The following is a 14,561-nucleotide window of genomic DNA, read 5'->3' on the forward strand; positions in this document are numbered from 1 at the left end:
CAACGGGTTCAGGCTCAACAACGGGTTCAGGCTCAACAACGGGTTCAGGCTCAACAACGGGTTCAGGCTCAACAACGGGTTCAGGCTCAACAACGGGTTCAGGCTCAACAACGGGTTCAGGCTCAACAATGGGTTCAGGGCTAGTCACTAATACATCATGATTTTGCTCAGAATTTTTAGCCAAACTTGGCTCAAAATTGTTATAGGTTTCGACTTGCAAATCATCATTATCTCGTGCTTGATAATCAACGCCATAAGACTGTAATGGCGGTGCAGAAGCCGATTGGCTATTTGATGACTTATTCGATGACTGTGTAGAAGGTGTAGATGTCCCATCTTCTATAGCTGGTACTTCAGGTGCTACAGAGTCAGCATAAGTATGATTTAATATCTCATCGACTGGCAACGGACGAAATGCCAGCAGACGTAAAATACACATTTCCAGCGCTTGCATCGGTGTGCTCGCAAGCTTAACACCTTCACGTGCTTGCACGACAATCTCATAATACAGTTGCAGAACGTCTGGACTCATATGCTGCGCAAGCGTGTTAATATCTTGCGCCTGTGCCTCATTTACATTTAATGCCACTTCAGGCAACAGCTGAGTCAGCGCTAATTGATGCAGTAACTCAGTAAGACCATCAAACATACTCGTCGCATCAACCATTTGCGCACGCATTTGTTCTATATGAGCCGCGACAGCAGATTTGTCATGGTTATAGATATCAGTAATTAAACTGACCAGATCAGCCGCATCAATTAAGCCAAGCATGGCGTTTACAGTGACATCATCGAGCGCACCTTGACCAAAAGCAATGGCCTGATCGGTCAATGACAACGCATCACGTACCGAGCCTTTGGCGGCACTGGCCAATTGCCAGAGCGCAGGCTGCGTATAACCTACCTGCTCTTGGGTAAGAACATTTGCCAAATGCTCGCTGAGTAACGTTTGCGGTAGCGGACGTAGTACAAACTGCAAACAACGCGAAATAATGGTAATCGGCAATTTTTGCGGATCAGTCGTGGCAAGTAAGAATTTTACATGCTCAGGGGGTTCTTCCAAAGTTTTAAGAAGCGCATTAAAACTGTGTGTCGACAACATATGCACTTCATCAATCAGGTATACTTTATAACGTCCCTGACTTGGCGCATACGGCACATTATCCAGCAACTCACGTGTGTCTTCTACTTTGGTACGGGATGCCGCATCAATCTCGATAAGATCGATAAATCGCCCTTGATCGATTGCCACGCAGTTATCACACACACCGCAAGGCGTACTAGTGATACCTGTATCGCAGTTCAAACATTTAGATAAGATACGCGCAATCGTGGTCTTACCCACACCACGTGTGCCGGTAAAGAGATAAGCATGATGCAAACGGTTATAATCAATCGCATTAATCAGTGCTTGAGAAACATGCGTTTGCCCAATCAACTCGTGAAAGTTTTTGGGACGGTATTTGCGCGCTAAAACTTGATATTGCTGCGTCATAATAAATGCCAATGTGAATAATACAAATATAGATGGGGTGTCAAACCAGTAGGCTATATTAGGTTTAGATTATAACTGCGCTTGAAGTTGTGCCAAACGTTCATATAAGCGCTGAGTATTGGCGTCAATCACTGAGCCTTTTTGATAAAAGGCATCCAAATGCACCTCTGTATTGACGCTATCATCACAAGGTCTAAACTCTACGCCAATTAAAAACAAATCATCCATCACTGGATCCTGCATTTGAGCATTGAGCTCCAACAACAAGTCTTGTTGAGACGTGCGCACCTTGTCAGCACTTAGCGAACTATTATCATCTTGCGCATAGAAAACCATCAGATAATGGCGTCCAAACACCTGATAAGAGTGCTCATGACAAACATAACCATTCCAGCGAGAGTCTTGATCCATCGTTTTGTAAGCTAAGATTTTTTCAACCAAACAAGCGTAAGTATACATTGACTCATCGACCAAAATATCAACCGGCTCTTTTGGTAGTGGTTGACCTGCCTCATAATAATTTTTGATCAAACTATTAAACAGCTTGTACCACATTCGAGTATTTTTCTGAATCTCAGCCATGAGTGCTTTGGCAAAGACTGCCTGATCTGGTTCTGTAGCTTTGAGCAAGCGTTGCTCAATCTGATCGATCAACTGATTGTCAATCAATTGCTCTTGCACCCTAATCGCTCTTTGATGAAAGTCAGGCGACTGTAAAAACTGGGTAAGTAATGTCGATTCGTCTTGGAATGACTCAAACCCTGTCAGCTGGCTGCGATGAAAGTCTAAAAATGCGGACAAATCGCTTGGCGTAACCAATTGGCTAATGATATCAACAAAGTTTTGATAGCTAAATACCTGTAAAACACTCTGCTCATCATCCAGATCTAAAACACAGTCTTCAGCAAAAAACTGACTACCATATTCATAATCAACCGTATGCGAGGATGCTTGTGGTTTATCATCTTGATGCATGACAGACAGTGACGTCAAACCAATGAAATAAACATCCTTACCAGCTGTCGAGGTATTACTTTCTGCCATCGACTTATCGTTTTTTAGATAAAGCTGAGCGTGACGCTTAATTAGTTGGTTGACGACTTCTTTTCTCCACTCACGAACTTGAGCGCTGTCTACTTTTTGCCTACTCGCTCGCATCACTACATCATTGACGATCAAATAAATGATAGCGCTAGAAAACTCAAAAACAAAATCATAACCTTGAAACTGCTTAGGATTGGTTGTTTTATCTGCTGGTAACTCATACAAAGATAAGAAACTTTGTTGAATCATTTGTTGCCAAAGTGAGGGTGACGCGTGCTGAGTATCCATGATATCCCTATAAATGAGGTCTCATAAAGAATCTGGGACCATTCCATTGAAAGCAAAAGAGCTTTCTTATGTTCAGTTTAGTCCCAGCATGGATTTATGGCAAGTAAACTAGTTCTAGCTTTCTAATTTGCGACGCATATGCGGAAATAAAATCACATCACGAATACTGGCAGAATCGGTAAACAACATCACTAAACGGTCAATGCCGATACCTTCGCCTGCGGTTGGTGGTAAGCCATAAGACAGCGCTTCGATGTATTCTTCATCAAAATGCATCGCTTCATCATCGCCAGCGTCTTTTTCAGCGACTTGTCCACGGAAGCGTTCTGCCTGATCAGCAGGATCATTAAGCTCGCTAAAGCCGTTTGCCAGTTCACGACCACCGATGAATAGCTCAAAACGATCGGTGATTTCAGGATTGTCATCACTACGGCGTGCCAGTGGTGAAGTTTCAGCTGGATATTCAGTGATGAAAGTTGGCTGACGCAATTGGTGTTCAGCGGTTTCTTCAAAGATAATGGTCTGTAGTTTGCCCACACCAAACACCTCTTTCACTTGCTGCTTAAGCGTTGTCGAGGCGTACTCTGCCAGATATTCACGGTCATTGATACGTGCCATATCGAAATTTTCGGCATATTTTGCAATTGCATCAGACATAGACAAACGTATAAATGGCGCTTTTAGACTGATGGCTTCTTCTTGATAAGTAATCTCAGTCGTGCCCAAAATATCCATCGCCAATTCATTAAATAAGCGTTCGGTCAAATCCATCAAGTCATGATAATCAGCATAGGCTTGATAAAATTCAATCATGGTAAATTCAGGATTATGGCGAGTTGATACACCTTCGTTGCGAAAGCTACGGTTAATCTCGAACACTCTTTCAAAACCACCAACGACTAAGCGCTTCAAGTAAAGCTCAGGCGCGATACGCAGATATAAAGGCATATCTAGAGCGTTATGATGCGTCACAAACGGACGTGCCACCGCACCACCTGGGATAGGATGCATCATCGGCGTCTCAACTTCCATGAAACGCTCATTTAACATAAACTTGCGAATGCCGCTAATGACTTGACTGCGAATCATAAAGGTATCACGAGTCGTCTCATTGGTCATCAAATCAAGATGACGATTACGATAGCGAGCTTCGACATCAGCTAAACCATGGAACTTGTTTGGCATTGGACGTAGCGCTTTAGTCAATAACTGAAACTCTTCGATATGCACATATAAGTCGCCCTTGCCTGAGCGACCGATATAGCCTGATACGCCAACAATATCACCCAAATCTAATGATTTAATGGTCGCTAACGTCTCTGGATCCAACTCTTTGCGTGCAACATATAACTGAATGCGACCCGTCATGTCTTGAATAACAATAAAGGCACCACGGTTCAGCATGACGCGACCTGCCACGTTGACCTGTGTTTTTTCGCCATTCGCCGCTTTTTCTTCAATTTCTTGTTTTGAGACGCCGTCAAAAGCAGTTTGCAAATCTTGCGCATAATCAGTACGTTTAAATGTATTTGGATACGGCTGTTTGCCTGAAGCACTGATATCGTCTAGCTTGGCTTGCAGCTGAGCAATTAGCTCGTTAGCGTCTTCTACAACTGGGGTTTGGTCTTGATTCTGATTGTTGTGCTTTGACATAACACTCTCAATATTATTAGGTAATTAGATGGAATAAACGAAAACTGCAAAATTAAATCTATACTTATTATCATGGTCGATAGCCGTAAAAGAACAGCTATAAACAAACAGACACTGTCATCTAGACAGTGTCACGCTTTTAAGAATTAATGGATTCACGACTAGCTATTGAGCCTCTAGTCATTAATATCCTGATGGTTACTAATCACCACCGCCGATACTCGCCATCAAATCAGCCTGATGCTCACGCAACAGTGCATCAAGAATCTCATCCAAGTCGCCTTCCATAATGGCATCAAGCTTGTATAACGTCAGATTGATACGGTGATCGGTCATGCGACCTTGTGGGAAATTATAGGTGCGAATGCGTTCTGAGCGATCGCCACTACCGACCAAATCACGACGGATGGTGTCTGCGGCATCAACTTGAGCCTGTACTTTGACTTGCTGAATCTTTGAAATCAGCATTTTCATCGCTTGCGCACGGTTTTTGTGCTGGCTACGCTCTTGTTGACACTCTACCACGGTACCCGTTGGAATGTGGGTCAAACGTACGGCTGAATCAGTGGTGTTAACGTGCTGACCACCGGCACCGCTTGAACGGAATGTATCAAAGCGAATGTCGGCTGGATTTAGATCTACTGTATCATCAATCTCAACCTCAGGCATCACCGCCACGGTACAAGCTGAGGTATGCACGCGACCTTGGCTTTCGGTTTCAGGCACACGCTGCACACGGTGTACGCCTGATTCAAACTTTAAGCGCCCATACACGCTGTTTCCTGATACGCGAGTGATGATTTCTTTATAACCACCATGCTCGCCTTCACTTGCAGACAATACTTCCACTGTCCAGCCTTGTGTCTGCGCGTATTTTTGGTACATACGGAACAAGTCACCAGAGAAAATCGCGGCTTCATCACCACCTGTACCCGCTCGAATTTCCAAGAAAGCAGGCACTTTATCATTAGGATCTTTTGGTAGCATCATGACATTGAGCGCCTCTTCCATCTCTACGATGGTCTCGCGGGCGTTATCAATCTCTTCTTGCATCATCTCTTTCATGTCAGGATCTGATGCATCAGCCAGCATAGCCTCTGCATCAGCCTGATCCGTTTCTGCACGCACATAGTTCTGCCATAAAGTAGTGATATCCATCAAGTCGCTGTGCTCGACAGACAGTTCACGGAATTTATTATTATCGCTGATGATACTAGGATCTGATAATAAGGCGGTGACCTCTTCATAACGGTCTACCATCTGGTCTAAACGCAGGCGTAAGGATTCTTTCATAAAAGGACTTTTAATTGGATGAGAGGAATAAGACCGTGATTATAGCAAATTTTTCGGGGTAAATTAAAACCTCTAAGCATTCTTCCCGTTATATTCGCAAATAGCGCCTCATTCTTGAATAATATATTGCTTAAATAATGTGATTAAATGCTCATAATAAAAATAACAGACAAAAAAATAGCTAAGGTTGCTCTTAGCTATTTTTTATTAGTACCAGATTTTACTTTAAAAATTAAACCTTACGCACCAACACTGAACCGATAGAGTAACCCGCACCAAATGAGCAAATCACACCCAAATCACCTGATGCTAGCTCATCTTTATAGCGATGGAAAACAATCATCGGACTGGCTGAACTGGTGTTAGCAAATTCAGCAATGACACTTGGCACAATCGCTTTATCTGCTTCTTTACCAATCACAGTACGTAGAATTAAATCCAACATATTGGCGTTGGCTTGGTGCAGCCACATCATTTTAACGTCAGACGTTGCGATATCATTTTCTTGCAAATGCTCAGTGATGACTTCTGAAACCTTTGGACAGACTTCACGGAACACTTTTCGACCATTTTGTAAGAATAGCTTGTCAGTGACTGGCTCTTTGATGTCTGGATACATCTCAGTCTGTGCCGCTAAGAACTCTGAGCGATCCATAAAGCCGTATTCGTTTTTGATATTGGTCGAAAACTGGGTAAATAGCTTAGAGTTAAGAATCTCATAACCTTTTGGCGTGTCTAGCTCTTCGACGATAGATGCTGTTGCGACATCGCCAAAGATAAAGTGGCTGTCACGGTTACGCCAGTTTAGATGAGCTGAGGTAATCTCAACGTTGACCACAGCGATGCGCTTAGCCAGACCAGAAACGATAGAGCCATGTGCTTGCGATAGACCAAAAGTCGCGGCACTACAAGCAACGTTCATATCATAAGCAAAACCACCAATCATACCAATTGCATTTTGAATCTCGATAGCGACTGCAGGATAAGTACGCTGAAAGTTTGAACAGGCAAGAATGATACCATCTAGGTCATTCGCCTCAAGACCCGCATCTGCTAGCGCGTCTTTCAAAGCCGCAGTACCCATTTCTGCCATGATAGACAGCTCTTCACCTAAATGACGATAAGGAATCACTGGTGCCATGATTTCAGGATCTAAAATACCATCCTTTTCCATCACATAACGTGATTTAATACCAGATACTTTTTCGATAAAGGCCGCTGAAGAAGGCTCTAGGGCAGTCAAAGTTCCTGCTGCTATCTCGTCAGCATGCTTTGCATTATAATTCTCAACATACTTATTAAATGAATCTACTAGCTCTTCATTACTGATGCTATAAGGCGGAATATACAGGCCAGTGCCTGTGATACAAGTCGTCATGATAAGCTTCCTTGTCTACTACTATAGGGCTTGGGATAAGCATAAAAGTGGAAAAATAACAGTCGTTTGATTTCAGTGAATAACTGTAAACTTAAAATCAGAGCCTTTATTATGCCTGAATATAATTATTTTTCTAATACTTTGTTACAAATAATCTGTTTGTTGCGAAAAATAAGCAAAGTCCTGACTTCATTTTGGAGCAGCTACGTTATAATTGGCGCACTTTGCTAGCGACGCGTTCACAGTTCGAGCGCATAAAACTGCGAGACATAAAACCCGCTCATATTTGGGAATACTCATGGTAGAAATTTTTAACTGGTTATTTGGACAATACGCTGACTATCCCACTGTCTTTATTGCTCTTGAATTGATTGCCGTCATATTTGGGGTAGCAAGTGTCTTACTCGCCAGCAGAACCAATATTTTGGTATTTCCGATAGGTCTCGTCAGCACCGCTATATTTGTCTATCTATTGTGGAAATGGCAGTTATTTGGCGATATGTTTATCAATGCCTACTATACGGTAATGAGTCTATATGGCTGGATCAATTGGACACAGAGTAAGAAAAACACAGCCATAAAAAAACAGCAAGATTATATCAACCCTACTGGTCAGCAGCAAAATGAGTCGTTAGCAAGCATTAATGCCCAGAATGCTATTCAAGTAGAACATCTTAATAAAAAAGATTTGCCAATACTCGCCTTACTAGCCTCGGCAACTATTGCCTTTGTCGCGTTGGTGTATTATTTCAGACCAGTCATCAATAATAACTTTAGTTTTGATGGCGCGTTATTAGGTTTGCATTTATTTACGTGGGTCGATTACACCGATATGCTGACCACCGCGCTGTTTTTGATGGCGATGTGGCTGATGGCGCGGCGCAAAATTGAGCATTGGATACTCTGGATAATCGCCGATGCTATTTCAGTCCCGCTGTACTTTTATAAAGGTCTCACTTTTACTGCGCTACAATACGTAGTCTTCACTCTTATCGCAATTTGGGCTTACTATGAATGGCAACGACGTTACCGCTTGCAACCTAAAGCAGCATACGCCTAAATCGGTCATCAATGTCGCTATCCTAGGGGCAGAGAGCACTGGTAAGACCACGCTATGTCGCGACTTGGCAGCGCATTTTGGCTGCCCTTGGGTACCAGAATACATGCGCACCTATCTACAAGCAAAATGGGATAAGGAACACCTCACTTGCACTTGGGAGGATTTACTCCCCATTGCACAAGGTCAAATTGAGTTAGAAAATAAACTCGCCGCACAAGCCGCGCAAAATTCTGATAGCAGCTACTTGTTTTGTGATACCAGTCTGTTTGAGTTAATGGTTTATTCTAATTGGTATTATGGTGATTGCCCTAAAGCGCTCACCAATGCGGCGTTAACGCATCATTATGACTTGATTTTATTAACCGAAGTTGATATTCCGTGGGTCGCCGATGATTTGCGTGATAGCCCCCATCAACGTGATGAAATCAGTGCTTATTTTGAAAGTCAGCTGACCCGTCACCAAAAGCCATTTCATCGCATAGGTGGTGATAGAGATGAGCGGGTACAACAAGTGCTCGAATGGCTTTCTTAAACCCATCCTATACCACGTTATCAGTAAATGACCTACAACCTTACCTTTAAGAGCATTAAGAGATGTCCATGCTAAAAAACATTGAACGATACCTAGAAAAAACCATCTTTAACAGCCGCTGGATATTAGCGCCTTTTTATTTGGGGCTGGTCTTAGGGATTATTTTATTATTTATAAAGTTCATTCAAAAAACAGTCATGATGTTCAATACTGTATTTAGCGCTTCTGTATCAGATGTCATTGTTAATATATTAGTGTTAGTCGACCTCTCGTTAGTAGCCAGTTTATTATTAATCATCATATTTAGTGGCTATGAAATATTTGTCTCAAAAATTGACACTGGTGATCACGTTGATCGACCTAGTTGGATGGGCAAAGTAGATTTTTCTGGTTTAAAACTAAAAGTCATCGGTGCCATCGTCGCTATTTCTGCGATTGATCTATTAAAATCGTTTATGGATATTCCTAATGAATTGAGTGAGGGTGAAGCGGACAAACTCATGTGGAAAGTCATCATTCATATGACTTTTGTGTTGTCTGGCTTATTGTTTGCTATTATGGATAAAGTGGTTGGTGATACTAAAAAACACTGATATCAGAAATCACTAAGGCTTATTTTTCCACACACTCTCCATCGTTCTTACATATTTTCTCTTCACCTCTCCTCTATGCTCTTCTTTGAACCTACTGACTGTTATATGCACAGTTTTGGACTAAAGATTCATATGAGGAGCTTTCATGCAAAAAACACTATTGACTAAATTGTCCATCATCGCCGGGCTTTGTATTATTTTTGCCATCGGTCTCGGTATGATTGGCTCAGTCATCTACGAACGACAAAATTATGCCGCGTCGGTGGTTAAAGAAATTGCCCAGCAGCACGTCAATCCGCAAGAAATCATCACCCCATTTATTATCATCCCTACCACAATTACGCCTGAATGTCAGATTACAGCACCTGAAACAACCAGTAAATGTGCACCATCCTATTCAAAAAATGAAATTGTCTTTGCCAGTCAGACCCAAGCCATACAAGATCTTGAAGTCAGCACTGATACCTACAAACGTGGCATCTATCATGCGACCAGTTATGATGGTGCATTGACATTTGATCAACGCTATACATTTGATCAAGCCATCAGCAGCTTATATGACACTACGAGCAAAACTAGCGACGCACAAGGTTCTGTCAGTACACCCGCCAATAAGAATAACACCCAGCCCGAAAAAGCCATCATCCACTGGAACGCAGTAAAATTGATTATTCCAGTATCAGATCTGCGCGGCGTGGCGACGCTACCAACGGTAACCATTGATAAAAAACCGATAAAAGCGACCTACCCTCAGACAGCGCTGCTGAAAAACCTGACCTATGTAGAAGTAGCTATTCCGCAAGATATATTACAGCGTTCAGTAAAAAATATAACGAGCCAGCAGAATGGCAATAACACCCTTGCTACGAACGGTGCTAGCGAGTCATTGACCAGTACAGAAATCGTCATTGATTTACCGTTAGCTGGTATTAGCAATGTAAACACTGTGCCGACTGGACAAAACTTTAACTTAACGATGCGCAGTAATTGGCATGCGCCAAACTTTATTGGTAAGGCGCTCCCCAATGCTAAAAAACTTACCGCTAAAGGTTTTGAAGCCAGTTGGCAAAATCAGTATTTAACAATAGCCAACAATCAAGATTTGTCGCAGTGTGTCAGCAGCGCCAACAACCGATGTGTCGTCACCAGTCAAGCCACTCTTGATAACAATAGCCAGTCAATGGTTTCTGATGATGTGATTACAGCAATAGAAGGCGCTGCCACAGCAGAAGCTACCGCCATATCTGATAGCTATCGAAACGTGCGCCTGAACAGCTTTGGTGTGAGTTTTGCTGAGCCTAATGATGTGTATTTACAAACTGAACGAACGATGAAATATGCCTTATTATTAATCTTAGTATCATTCGGCACTTTCTTCTTATTTGAAGTAATTAAATCCAGTCGTATTCACCCTATTCAATATCTGTTGGTCGGTTGCGCGCTGTTTGTGTTTTATGTCTTACTATTACCACTTGCTGAGCAAATTGTCTTTTGGAAAGCGTATGCCATTGCTGCCAGCGCCTGTGTTGGACTCATTGGTTGGTATGCTTATTATGTACTGGGCGGCGTCAAGCGAGCGGCGATTTTCACTGTCACATTGGCAGGATTGTATGCGGCGTTTTTCGGTATATTAACCACCGAAGATATGAATTTATTGCTTGGTGCTGTCTTCTGTTTTGTGCTACTCGCTTGCGTGATGGTCATGACCCGTAAAATTGATTGGTATAAAATTGCCTAACTCAGATAGGGCATGTTAAAAGCGTTTAGCCTAGAGCTGTCTTGCGTTGGTATAATTGGCTATTATTAATATAGCCAACATAAGACCGCTTGATCTACTCATAGATAATTTAATATAGCTATCATCTAATTTATTATCATCTAATGATCTCGCTATTTAAGGCCTTCGCCCAGTCTCGACATCCATTCTCACAGCGTTCACAGAGCTGATTGGGGTCAGATATATGATCGACATAGCCGCAATGCATACATGCATAATATGTTTCTGACTCTATCTCTTCGACAGGTTGATACTGCTTAGGGAAAAGCGGCATACCGTAGCCAGTTTTTTCAGGCGGATATAACAATATACTAAAATTACCGTCTGTCTCTAGCAAGCCTGTACGCACTTGACCCAAATGCTCAACCCCTTGTTGGCGCATTTCAGTAAAAAACTCATCATGAGACATTTTACCCTTTTTAATCTTATCGAGTACTAGCATCCCGTCCTCTACAATATAGAGCGACGTCCCTTCTAACAGATCTTCAAAAGGTTGGAATTCCATCATGATCCACGTGCACAATCGATAAAGCAGGATAACGGCGCTCATGACCAGCACCGCTTGAATAATCGGTAAATCCTCGTTAAACATAGGGTCACCTGCGATAGAGCCCAATGATAAAATAATGGTCAACTCAAAGATTGACAGCTGACGCACGCCGCGTTTGCCCGTCAAACGCAAAAACGAGATAATCAGTACAAACATAACGCTGACACGCACCAATATCTCAAGCGCAAATGCCCAAGTGGTGTCATGAATAAAGATACTTGCCCAATCCATATTACTTTTTCCTATCTATTGTTTTTATTTGATTTATGACGATTAACTTAAGCAATCGTTCTGAGTATGCGCTTGATCCACATCACACCACTTTTGCAGTCAGCCTTTATTGTTAATTCAACTATCATCAGTCCAATTTAAAAAACACTTTCGCCTGCGAGTGCAATAAAATATGGTCTGTTGTGAGAAACCTCCCAATTGGCAACTAGCAACTAATTTTTGGCACTTCAGCCATTATTTTTGCTGGTAAAACAGTGTTAACAACATCCCTAAAAATTAGATTTGCCTATTTTATTCAAAAACCAGCTTCTTTATTGTAGGAATTATTTTTGAAAGCCACCTTGTACACCGTTATTGCATTAATCGCCTTTGCTGCAAACTCTCTCTTTTGCCGGATGGCGTTAGCAGACGGCTATATAGATGCTTGGAGCTTTACCATTCTGCGCCTGCTGAGCGCTGCTGTCTGCCTAGGTATTATTATGACCATTCATGCTTATCGGTTACGACAGCACGTGCGAAAGCCTGATAGTATTGCTCACGCTGCTATTTTAAACGATAAAGGCAGCTGGTTAAGTAGCGTGAGCTTAGTGATTTATGCGCTATGCTTTTCGATTGCTTATGTAGAGTTGGATACTGGTACAGGAGCGCTGATTCTATTTTCAGCGGTTCAGCTGACGATGATTGGTTGGGGCATCTATAAAAAAGAGCAATTGAGCGGCTTACAATGGCTGGCATTTATCGTAGCGGTAGCAGGGTTTGTCTATTTGATGCTACCGTCAGCAGCGGTGCCTTCGTTACTAGCGGCGGTGCTTATGGCAATCAGTGGTGCCGCTTGGGGCATATATAGCATACGCGGCAAATCATGCGTGTCACCGCTGCGAGCCACAGGTTTTAATTTCATTCGGAGTCTGATAGCAGTGCCCATACTGTTAGTGATAAGCATGACTTACCTAGACAATATAGGCTTGGAAAACATCAATTTAGGTGACATCACTAGTAAGGGAGTACTTTTGGCCTGTGCATCAGGAGCGATGGCATCTGGTATGGGCTACAGCATCTGGTATATGGCCATGCCTTTGTTAAAAAACACTCAAGCAGCAGTTGTACAACTGTGTGTCCCTATACTCGCTGCGATATTAGGCGTGGTGTTTTTATCTGAGCAATTGACCGTGCCATTCGTTATAGCAAGCTCAGTTATCTTGGGTGCAGTACTGGTATTTATTTTAAATAGAGAAAAAGCCCCTACGTGAAATATCCTCATTCGTTATTCAAAATTAATAGGCTAATAAAGACTAAAATGCTTAGTGATAAAAAAGACAGATAAGATTACTACCATAGCCCTCAAACACAACATGAAGTTACATTCTCTACGGTATCATGTTGCTTGAAGTAACAACCTACTTTTACCGATACTTTTGAGGCATATTATGAAAAAATTATTAGCCGTAGCACCTTTTGCTCTATTATTGTCTGCCTGCGCCACTAATGCACCAACCTCTACGACCCCAGAGACCAATACTCAGCCAGTAGTCCAATCATTCACTTGTGAAGACAACGGTCAACTCACTGCTGCCTACACTGCCAATGGTCAAACTGCTAACCTAAACATGACCTTGCCTAAAGTTGGCTTGACCAATGCAAAAATCACTATGGAGCAAGCGGTATCAGGTTCTGGCGCTCGTTATGTCAATAATGTTAACCCTAAAACCACTTACGATTGGCACACCAAAGCGGATTACGGCATCATGACCATCAAATCAGACAATGGTCAACAATACCAAGTGAACTGCCAACTATAATAACCCTATAAACAAGTAGGAATAATACGTGGTGGTTATTTGAATAAACTCCATGTTTTTATTCACATCTATTGAAAACGAAAGAGCCAGTAGTCAAACTACTGGCTCTTTTTTGTGCTTAACTTTTTATGCTTGATAATTTAATCTTAATGATCAACATTGAATCACTCAATAAAAAACTGCCTGAATACTTTATGTACCCAAGCAGTTGAAAGTCATGTCATTTTTATATTTGTTTATAGTTATTAGAGCAGCTGTTGAATCAGTTGTTAAGTATTAATTACTGCTGACCGTTAAACCACGGTCACATGCAAACGTGCATCGACATTACCGCGAGTAGCATTAGAGTATGGGCAAACTTGGTGAGCTGTTTCGACCAGTATCTGCGCTTGAGCCTCATCAATGCCCGACACTTCAACATACAAATCTATATCTAGGTTATAGCTACCATCGGCTTTCATACCAATACCCACTTGGGTCGAGGTTTTTGAGGCAGTGATTGGCAGTTTCATTTGCTGGGCGGTCAGATTTAAAGCACTATCAAAACAAGCCGCATAACCCATTGCAAAAAGCTGCTCTGGATTGACACCTTCCTTGTCTGTTTCTTGAAAAGAGACCAGATCAAAAGCTAGCGAACCATCGTCAAGACCTGTATGACCAGAACGACCACCGGTTGCTGTTGCGCGCGTTTTATAGAAAATTTTCATCATATATTCCTTATGGATTGGCATGTTATTGGTATTGGGCAATACGCTGCAAATCAATCTTACTGCGTTTTGATGCCATCATTATAAAAGTGAACACGCTAATCTGGTAGAGCATTACTCCATAATCCTTGCCTAATCCTATAAATATTTATATTATTAGG

Annotated in this window: 13 protein-coding genes; 6 read left to right on the plus strand and 7 right to left on the minus strand. The window is 42.1% G+C overall.

From position 1 onward, the window contains the following. From dnaX to JMX82_RS04405, 5 genes are all read right to left on the minus strand, one after another. Positions 1–1,495 (minus strand): DNA polymerase III subunit gamma/tau (dnaX, locus tag JMX82_RS04385; protein WP_201539626.1); only part of this gene is annotated, 1,495 nt, incomplete at its 3' end. 69 nt (positions 1,496–1,564) lie between these two features. Next, positions 1,565–2,827: a hypothetical protein gene (locus tag JMX82_RS04390; protein WP_201539627.1), complete on the minus strand. Its 1,263-nt coding sequence runs from the start codon at positions 2,825–2,827 to the stop codon at positions 1,565–1,567. Between the two features lie 114 nt (positions 2,828–2,941). Next, positions 2,942–4,480: a lysine--tRNA ligase gene (lysS, locus tag JMX82_RS04395; RefSeq protein ID WP_055125441.1), complete on the minus strand. Its 1,539-nt coding sequence runs from the start codon at positions 4,478–4,480 to the stop codon at positions 2,942–2,944. Positions 4,481–4,681: 201 nt separating this feature from the next. Next, complete coding sequence (gene prfA / locus JMX82_RS04400) at positions 4,682–5,773, minus strand: peptide chain release factor 1 (RefSeq protein WP_055125440.1); 1,092 nt, start codon at positions 5,771–5,773, stop codon at positions 4,682–4,684. Positions 5,774–6,005: 232 nt separating this feature from the next. Next, positions 6,006–7,151, minus strand: coding sequence for a beta-ketoacyl-ACP synthase III (locus JMX82_RS04405; RefSeq protein ID WP_060491083.1), 1,146 nt, complete (start codon positions 7,149–7,151; stop codon positions 6,006–6,008). A 298-nt stretch (positions 7,152–7,449) separates the two neighbouring features. On the opposite strand from JMX82_RS04405, the gene pnuC reads away from it, so the two are divergent. From pnuC to creD, 4 genes are all read left to right on the plus strand, one after another. After that, positions 7,450–8,211, plus strand: coding sequence for a nicotinamide riboside transporter PnuC (gene pnuC, locus JMX82_RS04410; RefSeq protein ID WP_201539628.1), 762 nt, complete (start codon positions 7,450–7,452; stop codon positions 8,209–8,211). Continuing rightward, positions 8,162–8,743 carry an AAA family ATPase gene (locus JMX82_RS04415; RefSeq protein WP_201539629.1) on the plus strand — a complete coding sequence of 194 codons (582 nt, stop codon included), beginning with the start codon at positions 8,162–8,164 and terminating at the stop codon, positions 8,741–8,743. Before pnuC ends, JMX82_RS04415 begins: the two co-directional genes overlap by 50 nt. A 68-nt stretch (positions 8,744–8,811) precedes the next feature. Further along, positions 8,812–9,336 carry a TIGR00645 family protein gene (locus JMX82_RS04420; protein WP_045447433.1) on the plus strand — a complete coding sequence of 175 codons (525 nt, stop codon included), beginning with the start codon at positions 8,812–8,814 and terminating at the stop codon, positions 9,334–9,336. Between the two features lie 145 nt (positions 9,337–9,481). Continuing rightward, on the plus strand, positions 9,482–11,074 hold the full coding sequence (gene creD, locus JMX82_RS04425) for a cell envelope integrity protein CreD (RefSeq protein ID WP_201539630.1): 1,593 nt from the start codon (positions 9,482–9,484) through the stop codon (positions 11,072–11,074). A 136-nt stretch (positions 11,075–11,210) separates the two neighbouring features. Here the strand turns inward: creD and JMX82_RS04430 are convergent, their stop codons facing one another. Continuing rightward, entirely contained in the window at positions 11,211–11,894 is a 684-nt protein-coding gene (locus JMX82_RS04430) for a DUF421 domain-containing protein (protein ID WP_201539631.1), read from the minus strand. A gap of 329 nt (positions 11,895–12,223) precedes the next feature. On the opposite strand from JMX82_RS04430, the gene JMX82_RS04435 reads away from it, so the two are divergent. Both JMX82_RS04435 and JMX82_RS04440 read left to right on the plus strand, forming a co-directional pair. After that, positions 12,224–13,144, plus strand: coding sequence for a DMT family transporter (locus JMX82_RS04435; protein ID WP_201539632.1), 921 nt, complete (start codon positions 12,224–12,226; stop codon positions 13,142–13,144). Positions 13,145–13,321: 177 nt separating this feature from the next. Then, positions 13,322–13,693, plus strand: a complete 372-nt coding sequence (locus tag JMX82_RS04440) for an MliC family protein (protein ID WP_201539633.1) — start codon at positions 13,322–13,324, stop codon at positions 13,691–13,693. Between the two features lie 293 nt (positions 13,694–13,986). Here JMX82_RS04440 and JMX82_RS04445 read toward each other — a convergent pair whose 3' ends face one another. Continuing rightward, positions 13,987–14,400, minus strand: a complete 414-nt coding sequence (locus JMX82_RS04445) for an organic hydroperoxide resistance protein (RefSeq protein WP_201539634.1) — start codon at positions 14,398–14,400, stop codon at positions 13,987–13,989. Between the last annotated feature and the right edge of the window lie 161 nt (positions 14,401–14,561).

The organism is Psychrobacter sp. 1044 (assembly GCF_904846525.1).
In the GTDB taxonomy this organism is placed as follows: domain Bacteria; phylum Pseudomonadota; class Gammaproteobacteria; order Pseudomonadales; family Moraxellaceae; genus Psychrobacter.

Coding starts and splice junctions, on each gene's coding strand:
- JMX82_RS04445 (WP_201539634.1), bottom strand. CDS start 14,400: ATGAAAATTTTCTATAAAACGCGCGCAACAGCAACCGGTGGTCGTTCT.
- prfA (WP_055125440.1), bottom strand. CDS start 5,773: ATGAAAGAATCCTTACGCCTGCGTTTAGACCAGATGGTAGACCGTTAT.
- JMX82_RS04405 (WP_060491083.1), bottom strand. CDS start 7,151: ATGACGACTTGTATCACAGGCACTGGCCTGTATATTCCGCCTTATAGC.
- JMX82_RS04420 (WP_045447433.1), top strand. CDS start 8,812: ATGCTAAAAAACATTGAACGATACCTAGAAAAAACCATCTTTAACAGC.
- JMX82_RS04415 (WP_201539629.1), top strand. CDS start 8,162: ATGAATGGCAACGACGTTACCGCTTGCAACCTAAAGCAGCATACGCCT.
- creD (WP_201539630.1), top strand. CDS start 9,482: ATGCAAAAAACACTATTGACTAAATTGTCCATCATCGCCGGGCTTTGT.
- lysS (WP_055125441.1), bottom strand. CDS start 4,480: ATGTCAAAGCACAACAATCAGAATCAAGACCAAACCCCAGTTGTAGAA.
- JMX82_RS04430 (WP_201539631.1), bottom strand. CDS start 11,894: ATGGATTGGGCAAGTATCTTTATTCATGACACCACTTGGGCATTTGCG.
- pnuC (WP_201539628.1), top strand. CDS start 7,450: ATGGTAGAAATTTTTAACTGGTTATTTGGACAATACGCTGACTATCCC.
- JMX82_RS04440 (WP_201539633.1), top strand. CDS start 13,322: ATGAAAAAATTATTAGCCGTAGCACCTTTTGCTCTATTATTGTCTGCC.
- JMX82_RS04390 (WP_201539627.1), bottom strand. CDS start 2,827: ATGGATACTCAGCACGCGTCACCCTCACTTTGGCAACAAATGATTCAA.